General features: G+C 46.3%; 16 protein-coding genes and 2 tRNA genes. 10 read left to right on the top strand and 8 right to left on the bottom strand.

Annotation, left to right across the window (positions count from 1 at the left end):
• The first annotated feature begins 10 nt into the window (after positions 1-10).
• Positions 11-1,657 (top strand): methyl-accepting chemotaxis protein, encoded by a 1,647-nt coding sequence (locus ACQY6I_RS24730; RefSeq protein ID WP_428244356.1) that lies wholly within the window; start codon positions 11-13, stop codon positions 1,655-1,657.
• A gap of 48 nt (positions 1,658-1,705) precedes the next feature.
• On the opposite strand, the gene ACQY6I_RS24725 is transcribed toward ACQY6I_RS24730, so the two are convergent.
• Together ACQY6I_RS24725 and ACQY6I_RS24720 are read right to left on the bottom strand one after the other, a co-directional pair.
• A tRNA-Asn gene (locus tag ACQY6I_RS24725) sits at positions 1,706-1,781 on the bottom strand.
• Between the two features lie 26 nt (positions 1,782-1,807).
• Positions 1,808-1,883, bottom strand: a tRNA-Asn gene (locus ACQY6I_RS24720).
• Positions 1,884-2,066: 183 nt separating this feature from the next.
• Here ACQY6I_RS24720 and ACQY6I_RS24715 point away from each other — a divergent pair.
• Complete coding sequence (locus ACQY6I_RS24715) at positions 2,067-2,606, top strand: hypothetical protein (RefSeq protein ID WP_428244355.1); 540 nt, start codon at positions 2,067-2,069, stop codon at positions 2,604-2,606.
• A gap of 200 nt (positions 2,607-2,806) precedes the next feature.
• On the opposite strand, the gene ACQY6I_RS24710 is transcribed toward ACQY6I_RS24715, so the two are convergent.
• Positions 2,807-3,133 (bottom strand): hypothetical protein, encoded by a 327-nt coding sequence (locus ACQY6I_RS24710; RefSeq protein ID WP_428244353.1) that lies wholly within the window; start codon positions 3,131-3,133, stop codon positions 2,807-2,809.
• A 115-nt stretch (positions 3,134-3,248) separates the two neighbouring features.
• Here ACQY6I_RS24710 and ACQY6I_RS24705 point away from each other — a divergent pair, with 115 nt between their 5' ends.
• Entirely contained in the window at positions 3,249-3,437 is a 189-nt protein-coding gene (locus ACQY6I_RS24705; protein ID WP_428244352.1) for a sulfurtransferase TusA family protein, read from the top strand.
• On the opposite strand, the gene ACQY6I_RS24700 is transcribed toward ACQY6I_RS24705, so the two are convergent.
• The gene (locus ACQY6I_RS24700; RefSeq protein WP_428244351.1) at positions 3,397-4,788 is read right to left on the bottom strand and encodes an MATE family efflux transporter; all 1,392 of its coding nucleotides are present in this window, start codon (positions 4,786-4,788) and stop codon (positions 3,397-3,399) included. The genes ACQY6I_RS24705 and ACQY6I_RS24700 overlap by 41 nt on opposite strands.
• A gap of 107 nt (positions 4,789-4,895) precedes the next feature.
• Between ACQY6I_RS24700 and ACQY6I_RS24695 the strand changes: the two genes are divergently transcribed.
• The 5 genes from ACQY6I_RS24695 to ACQY6I_RS24675 all read left to right on the top strand — a co-directional run bounded on the left by ACQY6I_RS24695 (position 4,896) and on the right by ACQY6I_RS24675 (position 9,691).
• Positions 4,896-5,432 carry an elongation factor P hydroxylase gene (locus ACQY6I_RS24695; RefSeq protein ID WP_428244350.1) on the top strand — a complete coding sequence of 179 codons (537 nt, stop codon included), beginning with the start codon at positions 4,896-4,898 and terminating at the stop codon, positions 5,430-5,432.
• 44 nt (positions 5,433-5,476) lie between these two features.
• Positions 5,477-6,334, top strand: coding sequence for an NAD(P)-dependent oxidoreductase (locus ACQY6I_RS24690; RefSeq protein ID WP_428244349.1), 858 nt, complete (start codon positions 5,477-5,479; stop codon positions 6,332-6,334).
• Between the two features lie 74 nt (positions 6,335-6,408).
• The gene (rhlB, locus tag ACQY6I_RS24685; protein ID WP_428244348.1) at positions 6,409-7,668 is read left to right on the top strand and encodes an ATP-dependent RNA helicase RhlB; all 1,260 of its coding nucleotides are present in this window, start codon (positions 6,409-6,411) and stop codon (positions 7,666-7,668) included.
• Positions 7,635-8,558: a 5'-3' exonuclease gene (locus ACQY6I_RS24680; RefSeq protein WP_428244347.1), complete on the top strand. Its 924-nt coding sequence runs from the start codon at positions 7,635-7,637 to the stop codon at positions 8,556-8,558. The genes rhlB and ACQY6I_RS24680 overlap by 34 nt, the downstream gene beginning before the upstream one ends.
• Positions 8,555-9,691 carry a 4-phosphoerythronate dehydrogenase gene (locus ACQY6I_RS24675; RefSeq protein WP_428244346.1) on the top strand — a complete coding sequence of 379 codons (1,137 nt, stop codon included), beginning with the start codon at positions 8,555-8,557 and terminating at the stop codon, positions 9,689-9,691. The genes ACQY6I_RS24680 and ACQY6I_RS24675 overlap by 4 nt, the downstream gene beginning before the upstream one ends.
• Here the strand turns inward: ACQY6I_RS24675 and ACQY6I_RS24670 are convergent.
• Complete coding sequence (locus ACQY6I_RS24670) at positions 9,688-9,858, bottom strand: PA1571 family protein (RefSeq protein ID WP_428244344.1); 171 nt, start codon at positions 9,856-9,858, stop codon at positions 9,688-9,690. The two genes, ACQY6I_RS24675 and ACQY6I_RS24670, sit on opposite strands and share 4 nt — an antisense overlap.
• 95 nt (positions 9,859-9,953) lie before the next feature.
• Between ACQY6I_RS24670 and ACQY6I_RS24665 the strand changes: the two genes are divergently transcribed.
• Positions 9,954-10,895, top strand: coding sequence for a class I SAM-dependent methyltransferase (locus tag ACQY6I_RS24665; protein ID WP_428244343.1), 942 nt, complete (start codon positions 9,954-9,956; stop codon positions 10,893-10,895).
• A gap of 447 nt (positions 10,896-11,342) precedes the next feature.
• Here the strand turns inward: ACQY6I_RS24665 and ACQY6I_RS24660 are convergent, their stop codons facing one another.
• Positions 11,343-11,750 (bottom strand): hypothetical protein, encoded by a 408-nt coding sequence (locus ACQY6I_RS24660; protein WP_428244342.1) that lies wholly within the window; start codon positions 11,748-11,750, stop codon positions 11,343-11,345.
• 10 nt (positions 11,751-11,760) lie between these two features.
• On the bottom strand, positions 11,761-12,975 hold the full coding sequence (locus ACQY6I_RS24655; RefSeq protein WP_428244340.1) for a pyridoxal phosphate-dependent aminotransferase: 1,215 nt from the start codon (positions 12,973-12,975) through the stop codon (positions 11,761-11,763).
• A 214-nt stretch (positions 12,976-13,189) separates the two neighbouring features.
• Here ACQY6I_RS24655 and msrB point away from each other — a divergent pair, with 214 nt between their 5' ends.
• On the top strand, positions 13,190-13,585 hold the full coding sequence (gene msrB, locus ACQY6I_RS24650; RefSeq protein ID WP_428244339.1) for a peptide-methionine (R)-S-oxide reductase MsrB: 396 nt from the start codon (positions 13,190-13,192) through the stop codon (positions 13,583-13,585).
• A gap of 103 nt (positions 13,586-13,688) precedes the next feature.
• Here the strand turns inward: msrB and ACQY6I_RS24645 are convergent, their stop codons facing one another.
• Positions 13,689-14,402: a hypothetical protein gene (locus ACQY6I_RS24645; RefSeq protein WP_428244337.1), complete on the bottom strand. Its 714-nt coding sequence runs from the start codon at positions 14,400-14,402 to the stop codon at positions 13,689-13,691.
• Positions 14,403-14,502 lie beyond the last annotated feature (100 nt).

Below are 14,502 nucleotides of genomic sequence, written 5' to 3'. Positions count from 1 at the left end.
GAGCGAATGTATGAAATGGTTTGGAAATCTGAGTTTTCAGCTCAAAATTACAGTGCCTTTGGTTATTTTAAGTCTGCTTATCGTCGCGATATCAGCAATAACCCTGGTATCGCGTAGAGAAGTAACAGCCGCTGTTGATCAGGTTATCCATCAATACATGCCTGCACTGGACCAGATCTTACAGGCCGAAAGTGCTTTTTATAAGGTACAAGTGGCCGAAAGAAGCTTTTTGAGTTTACGTGTTGGTAGTGACCAGTATGTTGAAAGGCAGCTTGAGCATGAGGAGGCTCTTGCAAGCATAAAGACCGCTATGGAGCAGATTGACGCTTCATCGTTGCCTGAGAGCATGAGCGTACTGCTAGAGCGGTTCTGGGATAGCTATGATCGTTGGAAAGATCTTGCTTTGAAGATCAAGCAAGAGCGCGACTCGGATACCCGAATCGGAAGGTCTACTGCCATGGGGTTGTCTTATGCCGAAGGGCAGCAGTTATTTAATGAGGCGACGGCAATTTTGAGTCAATTGCGTCAGGCAGTGGGGGATATGTCTCGACAGAAGTCACAACTGGCCGATACGGTTCAGCAACGGGCTATTAACACGCAGGCTATATTAATGGTGATAGCGTTGGCAGTTTGTATTCTGGCTGGATTGTTTTTCCCTAGATTGATTACTCGGGATCTGCATAAAATTAATACTCAGTTGGCTGATCTGTCGGCAGGGCAAGGGGATTTGACGGTTCGCTTGAATGTTCAAAAACAGGATGAGTTGGGGTGTTTGAGTCAGGCATTTGATAAGTTTATCGATCAGTTGCATGGAATGGTCAGCCAGGTGGTTTCCAGTTCCAGAAGTATTGGGGGTAATGTGAATGAGCTGACGACCATGTCTCAGCAGTCGAGAGTATCGATTAGTCAGCAGGAAAAATCCCTTGAGACAGTGAATGGCGCTATCGCTGAAATGAAAGAGTCTCTGCAAAACGTGTTTGACAGTAGTTGTCAGGCCGAACAGGAAACAGAGCACTCGCGCCAGCAAGCCGAACATGGCAATCAGTTAATGAGTAGAACTCAGCAGGATATTCGGAGCTTAACAACCAGCGTTGAGAAAGTTGTGGCTTCTATTTCAAATATTCAAAGTGTGACTGAGCGTATTTCAACCGTTTTAGGTGTTATCAGTGGGATAGCTGAGCAAACTAATCTGTTGGCTTTGAATGCGGCCATAGAAGCCGCCAGAGCGGGTGAACAGGGAAGGGGGTTTGCTGTGGTGGCTGATGAAGTGCGATCGTTGGCGGGCAAAACTCAACAGTCTACCAGTGATATCGGCCATATGATTGAGGACCTTCAGCAGGGAGTCGCGGCAGCGGTGAGTGTGATGCAGATGGCGACGGACAGTGTCACCAATACTTTGGAGTCCGGCAACCAGACCAGTGAGGTGATCAGCAATGTTTTGCGCTCTATTCAGACGGTCAAGGAGTTTGTGGATGTAACTGCGCAGTCAACCAAGCAGCAGAATCGGGTAATTCAGGAGGTTACCGAGCGGCTCGAAGAGATGAGTCAGTTATCAGCGGTCAGTGCGGATCAGGCCAATCACCTTGATGTTTTCAGTCAGAATATTCATCGACAATATCAGGAGCTCGTGGATATTACGGCGAAGTTTAAGCTTTAGACGGGATTCTGAAATATTTTGCGAAGAAAACAAACGGAAAAGAGAAGTTGGCTCCCCGAACTGGACTCGAACCAGTGACCAATAGATTAACAGTCTACTGCTCTACCAACTGAGCTATCGGGGAGCATCTAAGGCAGAACCTTAGAAAGTTGGCTCCCCGAACTGGACTCGAACCAGTGACCAATAGATTAACAGTCTACTGCTCTACCAACTGAGCTATCGGGGAACAACGGAGGCGAATTCTACCTGTGATTGATTTGCTGTCAACACCTAATTCTTTGTTTTTCTTTGTTTTTTTTGATTTTGATAGATTTTTGCCTGGTAAGGCAGGCAGCTATGTTGATCAGGCACGCTATTTGAATTGATCTGTCGGTATGAGGAAGTCGACAAATATTTGGCAGAGGGTGCTATGGTTACGATCGAAATGCTCGATACCGCAATTAAAGTTGCCACAGGATTCCTGTTGGGCAGCGTGCTGTTGTATTTGTATCTCAGGCGTTCTGGGGTAGTAGCGCAACGCAATCGTGATGATCTGGATCGAAGAAGGCTGTTATTGCAGCAGGTATCGGATCAGGTAGGTAAGGTTCATCATGTTTATCAGCAATACCTGTCTTTGGTGGTGGAGTATTCTCGTATGGGGGTGAACTGGCCTGAATATCGCCGTAAGGAACTAAGAAAGAAAACTGAAGAGCTGGTGGCGGTATTTCAGGAGCTGAATGCTGCACAGGCAACTTTATTGTTGCTGGGAGAGAAAAAGCTTGAACGGGCCTTGAGGATTTATGGTGCTAGAATCGTTGCTATGCGCCGATTGGTGTCAGCCGAAAAGCTTGAGTTCAGTGGTGATGAATTGAACGAGCTGGATGATAATAAGAAAGAAATCCAGGGCTTGAGAGAAGCTTTTTATGATTCATTGAGTGATCGTTTTATGACTTCGCGGCAGGCTGCTTAACGATGGCTAAAGAGCCATGCCGTTTTTGCCGTATGCTGCGTGTGCCACTGGTGTTTGTTGTGACCGTCATGATTATTCTTGTGCTCATGTTGCATCGTTCGGGTGGATGGGGGTTGTAAAAAAATTGACGGCATTGACGGTTTTTTGTCGGACTTCCACTCTCTGTCCGACAATTTCCGGATAGTTATTGCTTTTTCCCCTCACCCGGCAAGAAGTTGCCGGCCAAGTTTAATCCAGTCATTCATTGTTTGATTTAAGAAGACTCGTTCGTCATCCGCCTTTGGGGCTTCCGCTTGTGTCAGTAAATGAATGATTTCCGCCACTTTATCCAGGTCCCAGTCAACATAGCAATGGCTGATTTGCCCTTTGGAAATACGTGGTCCTTTTTGACGCAGGTTCTGAATTTCCAGGGCGGCTCTAGCATTGATGGGGCGAAGAGTTTTGAAGGTAACGTCCAGGGTTTCCAGGCTGAGCAAACTGGATTCATGGATTTCCTGATATGAAATATTCTCGGCACTACTTTGCATTTAATCTGATATTTCCTAAAATTTTAAATCCAATTTTTAAAGATAGACCATAATTTTGATTTTGCAGGCAGATCACGAGTTAAATACAGAAGGTTTGTATTGCCCCGAACCTGTTATGTTGCTACATAACAAAATTCGGGATATAGAACCTGGAGAGGTGGTAAAAGTGATTGCCACGGATCCTTCTACAGCAAGAGACATTCCCAAATTCTGTACTTTTTTAAATCACCCTTTATTGCAGCAGCAACGGGAGGGTGATTTGTTTATATACTTTGTGCAGAAGAAGCCGCCTGAGGATGCTTGATCGTCTGATGGCTGAGATATAGGAAACGTACAAAGTGTAGAATAGCGGCACTGAATAACCCGGCAACCAGGCCAATCCAAAAACCGGTTGCCTTCATTGGACCACTATTATTGAAACCGATCATTCCCAACCAGTAACCCAGTGGCAGACAGAGTAGCCAAAACGACACAATCGCATTGATCATCGGTACATGTGTGTCATTGTAGCCCCTTAAAATTCCGGCACAGGTCGCTTGAATGATATCTCCAAGGTGAAAAAAGATACCGAATACCATTAGCCATGTTGCCAGCTTGACGACTTCAGGTTGAGAGTTATACAGCCTTACCAGGTTCTCATTGAAGACAATCAGAATTCCACCATTCACGATACCAATTAATATGGCAATACCGAGGCCGATAAAGGCAATTTGTCGGGCCATGATGGGTTGCTGTTTTCCCAGTGAATTTCCTACCCGAATTGTAAGGGCCATACCTATGGATAGCGGCAACATGAAAATAAGTGCAACCAGATTCATGGCAATCTGGTTTGCTGCCACCTCGATATAACCGAACTTCGACAGGAATAATGCAATCATGCTGAAGACGCTGGACTCAACCAGGAATGCCATGCCGATGGGAAGACCGGTTTTCAGTAAACTGCTGATGTGTAAGCGATTGGGCTTATACCATTCTTTGAATAAACGGGTTGGGTGGAATTCCTTGCGAATGATGACCCAGATTAGCATAAATAAAAACATGACCCAGAAGCTTGCTGTGCTGGCCCAGCCACAACCGATACCACCAAGTTTAGGGAAACCGAATTTGCCGAAAATTAACACATAGTTAAAAGGGATGTTGACGAGCAGTCCCATTAAACTGGCCAGCATCGCCGGCTTTGTAAAGGAGAGGCCGTCACAATAGTATCTAAGGACATTAAACCCAAGAACAGCAGGAAGGCCCCATATCAATGCCCGAAAGTACCCGGTGGCAATAGGGATTATCTCCGGGTCTGCCTGCATAAGGCGGAAAATATCATCAATATAAACGGCAATAATGATACTGACGGGAATGAACAACGTCAGTTTCCAGAAAGTCTGGATAACCTGGTTGGGAATTTCTGACCATTTGCCGGCACCATCCAGTTGTGCAACGTAGGCTGTCAGTGCGGATAAAGAACCGATTAAAAATAAAAACAGTGGTACCCATATACTGGCACCAACACCCACTCCAGCAAGCTCCAAAGCACTGGCCTGTCCAGCCATAATGGTATCGACGACAGACGTTGACATCTGTAGGAGCTGGGAAAAGACGATCGGCATGGCCAGAACGGTTAATATCCGGCTTTCCTTTTTTATCACTGCCAAATGAATCATGTTATTCTCTTGGGTCTGTTAGTATTTATTCAGGGGGCGCTACTTTAGCGGACCGGATAAGCAAATTCTATGGACATCCTTCTGTTTCTATATCTTGTTGTTAACCTATGACCCATGATCCTGAAGATTTAATTACCATTTTCAATCGTCTTTTTGATGCCAGTGAGCATACTGTTTTGGTAAGAGGCGAAGATGAACCGTTATATCTGCCTGCATGTCACACTGGTCATCGTTGTGAAATTCAGTTTGCTCACGGTTTTTTTGCCAGTGCGCTTCATGAGATTGCCCATTGGTGTATTGCCGGTCGAGAACGGCGGCAACTGGTGGATTTTGGATACTGGTATCAACCGGATGGGCGCTCACAGCAGCAACAGCACCTGTTTGAACAAGTTGAAGTTAAGCCTCAGGCCCTTGAATGGATTTTTCACCGTAGCTGCGATCATCAGTTTCGGATATCGGCAGACAATTTGAACGTTGAGGTAACGGACTCTCTAGTGTTCAAACAAAATGTCATTCAGCAGGTGCATACATATCTATTGGAAGGGTTGCCTTCCAGGGCGGCATCATTTAGAGATGCGCTACAGAGTTTTTATAAAACACCGGATCTCAGCCCAGAAGATTTCAGCCTGTTAAAATTGGGTTAATCTGATAGGACACGGATTAACTTACATTGTGAGGAGTCATAAGTATGAAAGTCAGTTTTATTGGTTTAGGAGTCATGGGTTATCCGATGGCCGGACATTTGGCTGAGAAAGGCCATGACGTTACTGTGTATAACCGGACTGTCAGTAAATCCCACCGGTGGGTTGAGCAATATTCGGGTAGCTATGCGGCTACTCCTGCTCAGGCGGTAACAGATGCCGATCAGGTGTTCATGTGTGTTGGGAATGACGATGATGTCCGTAGTGTGGTGTATGGCGAGCATGGCGTTCTGGCTGGTATGAAACCTGGAGCAATTCTGGTAGACCACACGACTACGTCAGCAATATTAGCAGAGGAGTTAAACCTGGCGGCGAAGGAAAAACAGGTCAGGTTTCTGGATGGACCCGTGTCCGGTGGGCAGGCCGGGGCTGAAAATGGTGTTTTAACTGTGATGATGGGAGGAGAAGCCGAAGACTTCTCGACCGTGGAAGGTACAATTGACAGTTATGCTAAAAAAGTCACTCTGCTGGGTGCTGCTGGTAGTGGCCAGCGTTGTAAAATGGTGAATCAGTTGTGCATTGCCGGCATCGTTCAGGGGTTGTCGGAAGCCATAAAGTTTGCCCAGTATGCGGAGCTTGATATCAAAACGGTTGTTGAGGTGCTCAGTGGTGGCGCTGCTCAATCCTGGCAGCTTGATAATCGCGCATTAACTATGGCAGAGGGAAAGTTTGATTTCGGTTTTGCGATTGACTGGATGCGTAAGGATCTTGGATTTTGTTTTGAAGAAGCCGAAAAAAAGGGACTTAACCTACCGCTGGCCAAAATGGTGGACGGTTTCTACCAACAGTTGCAGCAACAAGGGGATAATCGTCTCGATACATCCTCTCTGATTAAGCTGCTTTGAGATGATTACTTGGTGCGTTCAATCGATTTTCGGTACACTTCGCCCTTCGATTCAAACGGCAGTCCATAGGCTATATGAGCGCACCTAAGAAATATCACAAAAAAAACAAATCTCTCACAGATGACTGGTCCATTGACCAGTTTGTGGTTGAGAAACAGGAAGGCAGGACCCGTTTTCATGATCTCGACCTGCCGCTATCGTTAATGCATGCCATACATGACCTGGGTTTCGAATACTGCAGTCCCATTCAGGCGATGTCTCTACCAGCGACCCTCGATGGTGAGGACTGTATTGGTAAAGCCCAAACAGGAACCGGTAAGACGGCTGCCTTCCTGATTACCGTTATCTCCGATTTGCTGGATAACCCCTTAGCAGAGCAATATGACAGCGAGCCCAGGGCTTTGGTATTGGCACCCACACGGGAGTTGGCTCTGCAGATTGCTGAAGATGCAAAACTACTGACCCGTTATACCGATCTTAGAATTGCCACATTGGTTGGCGGAATGGACTTTGAAAAGCAGCAACGACGTATTCAAAAACGAGTTGATATTGTTGTTGCGACACCTGGAAGATTGATCGACTTTGTGCGTCGCAAAGCTATTTTTCTGGATCAGATTGAGATACTGGTCATCGATGAGGCTGATCGGATGCTCGATATGGGGTTTATCCCCGATGTCAAAAACATCGAGCGCTCCACGCCTATGAAAGACAACCGCCAGACTTTGTTGTTCAGCGCTACGTTTTCAGATGATGTCATTAATCTTGCGGAACGCTGGACCCGCAATGCTCTGAAATTTGAAGTCGAGCCGGAAGTGAAGACAGCCGAAGCTGTTGAGCAGACCATTTATCTGCTGTCGACAGACGAGAAATACCCTGTACTTAAGCAGGTGCTGAAAGATGGTGTGGTTGATCGCATTATGATCTTTGCCAATCGTCGGGATCTGGTGAAGGATTTGTTCGAGCGTCTTAGAAAGGATGGCATTGATTGTCTCATGCTGTCGGGTGAGGTGCCTCAGGGTAAACGTCTGAAAACGCTTGATCAGTTTAAACAAGGTTCAGTCAAGGTGCTGGTGGCAACAGATGTTGCTGGTCGAGGTATCCATGTTGAAGGTGTCAGCCACGTTATTAATTATACGTTGCCGGAAGATCCGGAAGACTATGTACACCGCATAGGTAGAACAGGGCGTGCTGGCGCTAAAGGGAAATCCATCAGCTTTGCATGTGAGGACGATTCGTTCCAGATTCCTGCTCTGGAAAAGTACATTGGTCATAAACTTGAACTCTCATATCCACCCGTTGAATGGTTGAGCGAAACAGCAAAACTGACCGAATAACTCCGCCGCTGGAACACAAGGTACTGCTCATAGATGGCAGTATCTTTATATTCAGAGCCTGGTTTGGCTGGCCAGACCGATTTTCGGATCAGCAGGGGCGACCGGTCAATGCTGTTATTGGTTTTACGGATTTTGTGCTGCGGTTACTGGTATCCCATCCAGAGCAGATGGTTTTTTGTTTTGATGCCAGCCTGTTCTCAGGCTTGAGGCATCAACTCGACCCTTCATATAAAGCCAACCGGGCTCTTCCGGATGAATCTCTTGAATACCAGATGAATAGTTGCTTTGAGCTAATTCAGGCTCTGGGATTGCCTTGCCTGAAAAGTCGTCAGCATGAGGCCGATGATCTGATGGCCAGTGTCCAGGCGCAATGGTATTCAATGCAATCGGTTGTATTAGTGACGTCTGATAAAGATATTTTTCAGTTATTGCGTCCGAATGACTGGATGTGGGATGGCAAATCCCCGGTTTTGTCGGGTTATGAGCAGGTTTGTGATCACTGGCAGATCGAGCCATCGAAAATGCCTGAGCTGTTGGCGTTGTGTGGTGATGCTTCTGACAATATCCAGGGGCTTTCAGGTGTCGGTGCTAAGACTGCAGCCCGGCTGTTAAATGAAGTGGGAGATCTGAACACATTACTGGATCAACCCGAACGGGTTCTGAAATCCACTATTCGGGCGAAGCAAAGTATCTATCGTCAGATTCAGGCCCATCGGTCAAGGCTGTTGCTCAATCACCAGTTGACTCGGTTATACCGTGATGCGCCTTTACCGGGGCGACCGGATCCATGGGATATTGCGTCCATCGATGCTGATAGGCTGGACATTTTTGTCTCGTCCATAGCGTTACCGCACAGACAGAAATCATTTTTAAAAGGTTTGGTGTTATGAAAATTGTTGCCGATGAAAATATGCCGGATGTTGAAACGCTGTTTGGCTCTATGGCCGAAGATATTGTTCGTTTGCCTGGCAGGACGATGAAAAACTCAGATTTATCCGATGCTGATGTGCTGCTGGTGCGCAGCGTCACTCAGGTGAATGCAGAGCTGCTGGATGGTACTGATATTTTTTTCGTTGGTAGTGCCACCATCGGTACGGATCATATTGATCAGGCTTATTTAAAGAGCAGAAATATTGCTTTTCACCATAGCCCTGGTTGTAACGCTGACAGCGTGGTGGACTATGTGCTTGCCGCCATTATGGCGGTTAAGCCCGCAGCAAAGCGTTTGGATGAGTTGCGTTATGGTGTGGTCGGCTGTGGTAATGTGGGGGGACGACTGGCCCGAAGGTTGGAACGAATGGGGCTGGAGGTTTTAAAAAATGACCCACCTCTGGCAGATCGACAGGGCGAAGGATTTGCCTCTTTAACGGATCTCAGTACATGCGATGTCGTTTGCCTGCACACGCCGTTGACCAAATCGGGTCAATACCCGACTTATCATCTGATTGATGAAGCGTTCATCAATGCACTGAAGCCTGGCTGTGTGTTAGTCAATGCCGGACGTGGGCCAGTCATAAAAGAGTCCGCCTTACTCAGCCGAATGCAGCAGGCGAATGATCTGCAACTGGTACTGGATGTATGGGAAACAGAACCGGCAGTATCACCGGCCATGCTGCCGTTGACGAAGATTTCAACGCCTCACATAGCCGGTTATAGCCTGGATGGCAAGCTGCGAGGCACTTGGATGCTGTATAAAGCTCTTTGTGAGCATCTTGGAAAGCGTTATCAGGCAGAACAAAAATCAATGCTGCAACTACCTAAACCGATAGAACTGGGAGCTGGTTTGACCCCTGAAGAGGCGTTGAAGCAATCTATTGCGCAGGTGTACAACATTTATCAGGATTCTCAGGCAATGCGTCAGGCATTACATGAAGGGAATGTTTCTTTTTGGGCAGAAGAGTTTGATCAATTACGGAAAGACTATCCTGTCCGGCGGGAGTTTGGTTCTCTGGTGGTTTCGACTCGTGACCCTGCTTTAGCTGAGTGGCTGACTGCATGCGGCTTTGATGTGAAGAGCGATTAATCGCTCTTCTCTGAAACGGTTTCTTCCTGTCCCTGAGCGATCATTAGCTCAACGCAGGCTTTAAAAATCATTTCCTCGGTAATTGGAGTCTCATTTCCTTCATCATCTAGAATAGCTGCGCCATGGAAATCAGGTCTCTGGCCGGGAGAATAGTACTGCTGTGTCATTGTCTTCCTTCCTGTCCGTTGTTTTTATTGTTGGAAAGCTCATTTTAATGAAGCGTTTTCGAAAGTGAAGAAAAATACGTAACAGAAATTCATATATGACTGTAATTCATCCTTATAAGTTATTGAAAAATATTGTTTTAGAGCGCCTGGAGTATTTTGAGCCCGGCGAGTGTGTCCGTATATTCCATGGTCGCGGCGGTTGTTATGACGGGCTGGAAACGGTCACTGTGGACAAGTTTGGCCCTGTGCTGGTGGTGGTTTTGTACCGGAAGCTTGACGATATGGCCTTGCTTGAGCAGGAAATGACAGCACTGCTGTCGCTATCTGATCGTTTGACGAACGTGGCCTTTCAGTTTCGTTTTGTACGCCCCGCTCAATGGTATTGGCCAGGTACACCCTTGGATGGTTGCGTTGGTTATGAAGATGGAGTCGCTTATCGTCTGCGTTTTGATCATCAAAACCCGGGGTTGTTTCTGGATATGCAGGAAGGGCGTCGTTGGGTTCGTTCTTATGCTGCCGGTAAACGAATTGCAAATCTGTTTTCCTATACATGTGCTTTCTCTGTGGTTGCAGAAACGGCCGGTTGTCACGAAACAGTTAATTTTGATATGAGTCGTTCCGCTTTGAATACCGGTCGTGAAAATATTCGCCTCAATCAAGGTGATGTTTCTCGTCATCGTATGTTCGATCACGATATTTTGAAGTCTCTCGGTAAGATTACCCGGCTTAGTCCATTTGATCTGGTGATCATTGATCCTCCGGTCAGACAGGACAGTTTTGATCCTGTCAAAGGCTATCAGCGTATTCTTTTGAGGGTTAGGGATTGGATTGTGGAGCGTGGTTATTTGCTGGTGACTATGAATGAGCCGACTATCAGTGTTGGCGAATTTCGAACTATGCTGGAGTCACGGCTTGGCGATGATTTTGGTTTCGTTTGCCGGTTATCTTCTGCTCGTTTTGTCGAAGAGCTCAGGCCTGACTATGGTCTGAAAGTGTTGATCTATCAAAAAAATCCCGCCAGTTCTGCTGACGGGTAACACCTTAAAGGGACCATGGTGAGGGAAACTGTGTGATGACCATGTGGTCATATATCCTCCATAAAGAGCGAAATTGTCCGGGTTCTCGTAAGTGAGAATCCTATCCGCTCTTGATTTGGACTACAGTGCCAATCACTCTACCTTCAGAAAAGCAGGCCAACAATTGGCGTTATGTCAATACTGCACATGGGTCACATATCTAATCATAAATGTTTTTTGAAAAAATAAATCATTCCAATTGATGAGCTTAAAATATTTACCTGCTATGGTTAATTTGCTAGGCAATAAATAATGTCTCTCATGTTTGGTGTTAGTTATGCCTTTTGGGGTTTTTATCCGGTGGGGCTGAACAATAGGATTCAGGATAGTGGTTAAAAGGTAGGGGCATTAGGCAGGCACTCAAATTAAGTGCCTGGGTCTATTCGTAGAGGTTAGCGCCAAGTTGAATTAGGTCGTTTTACGGTGTGATGTCAGGATATATGCGACGACCACTTCCATTTGATTGGAAGACTGGGATTTCAATGCCAGGCGGATCAGGTCAATTGGACGTTCATTTTCCTGCGCCAACTCAGCAATACCACTCAGCAATCTAAAACCCTCCAGTGTTAGACAACAGTGATTAAAAGCATCATGTTTGTCTATATCATCAAACCGGATTAAGCCCTCCTGCTGTAACCACAAAATAGTCGCATAAGTCGCCATATAGCGATCACTGTGCATGCCATATTCGTCTGGTTGATCCGGTCCACTGATTTCGTCTACCCAGAGGGTAATCTGGCGAGGGAATTGGCTGTACAGTCGGTTAAAAATACGTCCCGTATCGTTGTAGAACTCAGTGATATGAATATCCAGCATGTTTTGCCTTTTATTGACGGTAATGATTGAAGAACCGTGCCATGCGATCAATGGCTTCGACCAGAATCTCTTTCTGCGGTAGACAGACAATACGGAAATGGTCGGGCTCTGGCCAGTGAAATGCCCTGCCATGTACCAGCAGTATTTTTTCCTGCCTTAACAGATCCAGAACCATCCGCTCGTCATCGTGAATGGAAAATTTGCTCTGGTCCATTCTGGCAAACAAGTACAGCGCTCCCTTGGGGCGAACCGCACTTAATCCGGGAATGTCATTGATTTTTTGATGGGCGATATCCATTTGATCGTAAAAACGGCCACCCGGACATACCAGGTCATTAATGCTCTGATATCCACCCAATGCTGTCTGAATAGCATGTTGGGCCGGAACATTGGCACATAGGCGCATTGAGGACAGCATATTGAGCCCTTCGATTAAGTCTTTGGCTTGCTGTTTTGGCCCTGACAGAATCATCCATCCTGCCCGAAAACCGGCCAGCCGGTAGTTTTTCGACAAGCCGTTGAACGTCAGGCACAAAACGTCTTCAGTCAGAGAGGCCAGTGCTGTGTGGGTTGCTCCATCGTAGAGAATTTTGTCATAAATCTCGTCACACAGAACGATGAGACCATGCTCCCGGGCAATTTGCAGAATGCCTTTGAGGACCTCTTCAGGATATACGGCCCCGGTAGGGTTGTTTGGGTTAATCACCACGATTGCTTTGGTTCGTTCAGTAATTAACGAACGCATGTGCTGAAGGTCAGGGGTCCAGTCAGATTGTTCATCGCAGATGTAATGCCGCGCAATTCCACCTGATAATGTAACCGCACCAGTCCAGAGCGGATAGTCTGGTGCTGGAATCAATACTTCATCGCCATCATTTAAAATGGCCTGAGTGGCCAGAACGATCAGTTCACTGACACCGTTTCCAAGGTAGATATCCTCAAGTTCGACACCTCGGATACGCTTTTGCTGGGAATAGTGCATGATGGCTTTGCGGGCGGAAAAGATCCCTTTCGAGTCACTGTATCCTTCAGCTTCTGGAAGATTATAGATGACATCCTGAATGATTTCGTCTGGTGCTTTAAAGTTGAAGGGAGCTGGATTTCCAATATTCAACTTTAGGATGCGGTGACCTTCTTCCTCGAGTCGTTTGGCTTCTGTCAGTACAGGTCCGCGAATGTCATAGAAGACGTTTTTAAGCTTGTCTGATTTTTGATATGAATTCATTCAGGTCCCCGGGCGCGGAAAAAACTGGAATCATACCGAAGCCGGAAAACTAGGAGTAGGGTGTATGGATCGAATATCTCACAAACAGATTAGAAAAAAGCAATACCCGCCTATATATATGCCCTTGGTAATGGTCTTGTAACAACCGGAAAGCGTTTGGTGTGCTATCGACTTATATGTGATGAGCACAATAGTGATTGAATAAGGTGGAACAATGTCAAAAATAGTTAAATCAGATCAGGAATGGCAGCAACAACTCTCGCCGGAATCGTATCGGGTCACACGCCAGCAGGGAACAGAGCGACCGTTTACTGGAGAATACTGGGACCTGAATAAGGATGGCACTTACCACTGTATTTGTTGTGACCAGGAGTTATTCAGCTCTTCGACCAAGTTTGATGCCGGATGCGGGTGGCCCAGTTTTAATGATGTCATGAATGAAGAGCGGGTGATAAAACGGGAAGACTTCAGCCATGGCATGCATCGCATCGAAGTAATCTGCAGCCATTGTGAGGCTCACCTGGGCCATGTATTTCCCGATGGTCCTGAACCTACCGGTCTGCGCTATTGCATCAATTCCGTATCGTTAACATTCAAACCGAAACCCTGACTTAAAAAGTGGCAGTGCCTGTTTACTTGATGCGGTTTAGAAATATGGTTGCAGAGCTCGTTAGTCAGCAGGTTCCTTTAGGGACTGAATAGCAATTTGATGGTCATTCATATAGGTTGGTCTTTTGCCAACCCTCGTTAAAATCGGCAAATTGATCGGTTGCGTCCTGCGGTTCTTTTGTCCGGGCCTGTTTTTGTTCCGTACTGTGCTTGATCCATTCGTCATGAATGTTTTTACGAAGCTGACGGGTTTCAATGATTTCCTGCTGATATTCCGCCCTACGCTTGTTTTTGGTCAGAAAGTCGAGCAGCTTCTGACAATACGCGAGGGCTTCTTTATAGCTTTTGACGGATCGGGCGCCGTTAATTCGATTGTGATGAAACGTAATGGTCAAACTGATCATGCTTTGATCAATCTGTCCGGCAAGCTTTTCCGCTTCCTGTGCAGTGATGTGCTTTTCTTCCAGTGAGTCTTTGACACAGCCGTACAAAGATCTCAGTTGATTCATAACCAGTTTGATTTGGTCAGGGTCTTTAATCGCAGCATTGCCGGGGCGGGCATTTGGGGATGCTTTACTGTCCCGGACTAAGACTTCCAGATCACTTTTAACATAGGCGGGGTTATCAGGCTTTAGTGTCAGAATCTTTTTGGTGTTACGGATAAGTGCCGAATAGATAAAGTGACTCATATCTGAAGTCAGTAAGCGTAAGGCGTCCAGTCTCAAGGCATTTTTCAGTCGTTTGTTCTGCGTGCTCAAAGCCTGTATGGCTTTTAGTCTTTCCATATTGCGCTTATGCTGGTTTTGAATAACAAGCATAGTGAGTAGTAGTCCTGCCAATAAGACACATATTACGACAGTGATTAGAGCATTCATAAAAATCGGTTAATCCGTTCGTAAGAAAATATCTATAGTGTAG

Source organism: Gynuella sp. (assembly GCF_050297175.1).
In the GTDB taxonomy this organism is placed as follows: domain Bacteria; phylum Pseudomonadota; class Gammaproteobacteria; order Pseudomonadales; family Natronospirillaceae; genus Gynuella.
Note: the sequence above shows the minus strand (reverse complement) of the source record. Positions and strands in the feature narration are given on the sequence as shown.

Bases quoted from the DNA above. Each gene is read 5' to 3' on its own strand.
- ACQY6I_RS24730 (WP_428244356.1), top strand. From the start codon at position 11: ATGAAATGGTTTGGAAATCTGAGTTTTCAGCTCAAAATTACAGTGCCT.
- ACQY6I_RS24715 (WP_428244355.1), top strand. From the start codon at position 2,067: ATGGTTACGATCGAAATGCTCGATACCGCAATTAAAGTTGCCACAGGA.
- ACQY6I_RS24710 (WP_428244353.1), bottom strand. From the start codon at position 3,133: ATGCAAAGTAGTGCCGAGAATATTTCATATCAGGAAATCCATGAATCC.
- ACQY6I_RS24705 (WP_428244352.1), top strand. From the start codon at position 3,249: ATGTTGCTACATAACAAAATTCGGGATATAGAACCTGGAGAGGTGGTA.
- ACQY6I_RS24700 (WP_428244351.1), bottom strand. From the start codon at position 4,788: ATGATTCATTTGGCAGTGATAAAAAAGGAAAGCCGGATATTAACCGTT.
- ACQY6I_RS24695 (WP_428244350.1), top strand. From the start codon at position 4,896: ATGACCCATGATCCTGAAGATTTAATTACCATTTTCAATCGTCTTTTT.
- ACQY6I_RS24690 (WP_428244349.1), top strand. From the start codon at position 5,477: ATGAAAGTCAGTTTTATTGGTTTAGGAGTCATGGGTTATCCGATGGCC.
- rhlB (WP_428244348.1), top strand. From the start codon at position 6,409: ATGAGCGCACCTAAGAAATATCACAAAAAAAACAAATCTCTCACAGAT.
- ACQY6I_RS24680 (WP_428244347.1), top strand. From the start codon at position 7,635: ATGGTTGAGCGAAACAGCAAAACTGACCGAATAACTCCGCCGCTGGAA.
- ACQY6I_RS24675 (WP_428244346.1), top strand. From the start codon at position 8,555: ATGAAAATTGTTGCCGATGAAAATATGCCGGATGTTGAAACGCTGTTT.
- ACQY6I_RS24670 (WP_428244344.1), bottom strand. From the start codon at position 9,858: ATGACACAGCAGTACTATTCTCCCGGCCAGAGACCTGATTTCCATGGC.
- ACQY6I_RS24665 (WP_428244343.1), top strand. From the start codon at position 9,954: ATGACTGTAATTCATCCTTATAAGTTATTGAAAAATATTGTTTTAGAG.
- ACQY6I_RS24660 (WP_428244342.1), bottom strand. From the start codon at position 11,750: ATGCTGGATATTCATATCACTGAGTTCTACAACGATACGGGACGTATT.
- ACQY6I_RS24655 (WP_428244340.1), bottom strand. From the start codon at position 12,975: ATGAATTCATATCAAAAATCAGACAAGCTTAAAAACGTCTTCTATGAC.
- msrB (WP_428244339.1), top strand. From the start codon at position 13,190: ATGTCAAAAATAGTTAAATCAGATCAGGAATGGCAGCAACAACTCTCG.
- ACQY6I_RS24645 (WP_428244337.1), bottom strand. From the start codon at position 14,402: ATGCTTGTTATTCAAAACCAGCATAAGCGCAATATGGAAAGACTAAAA.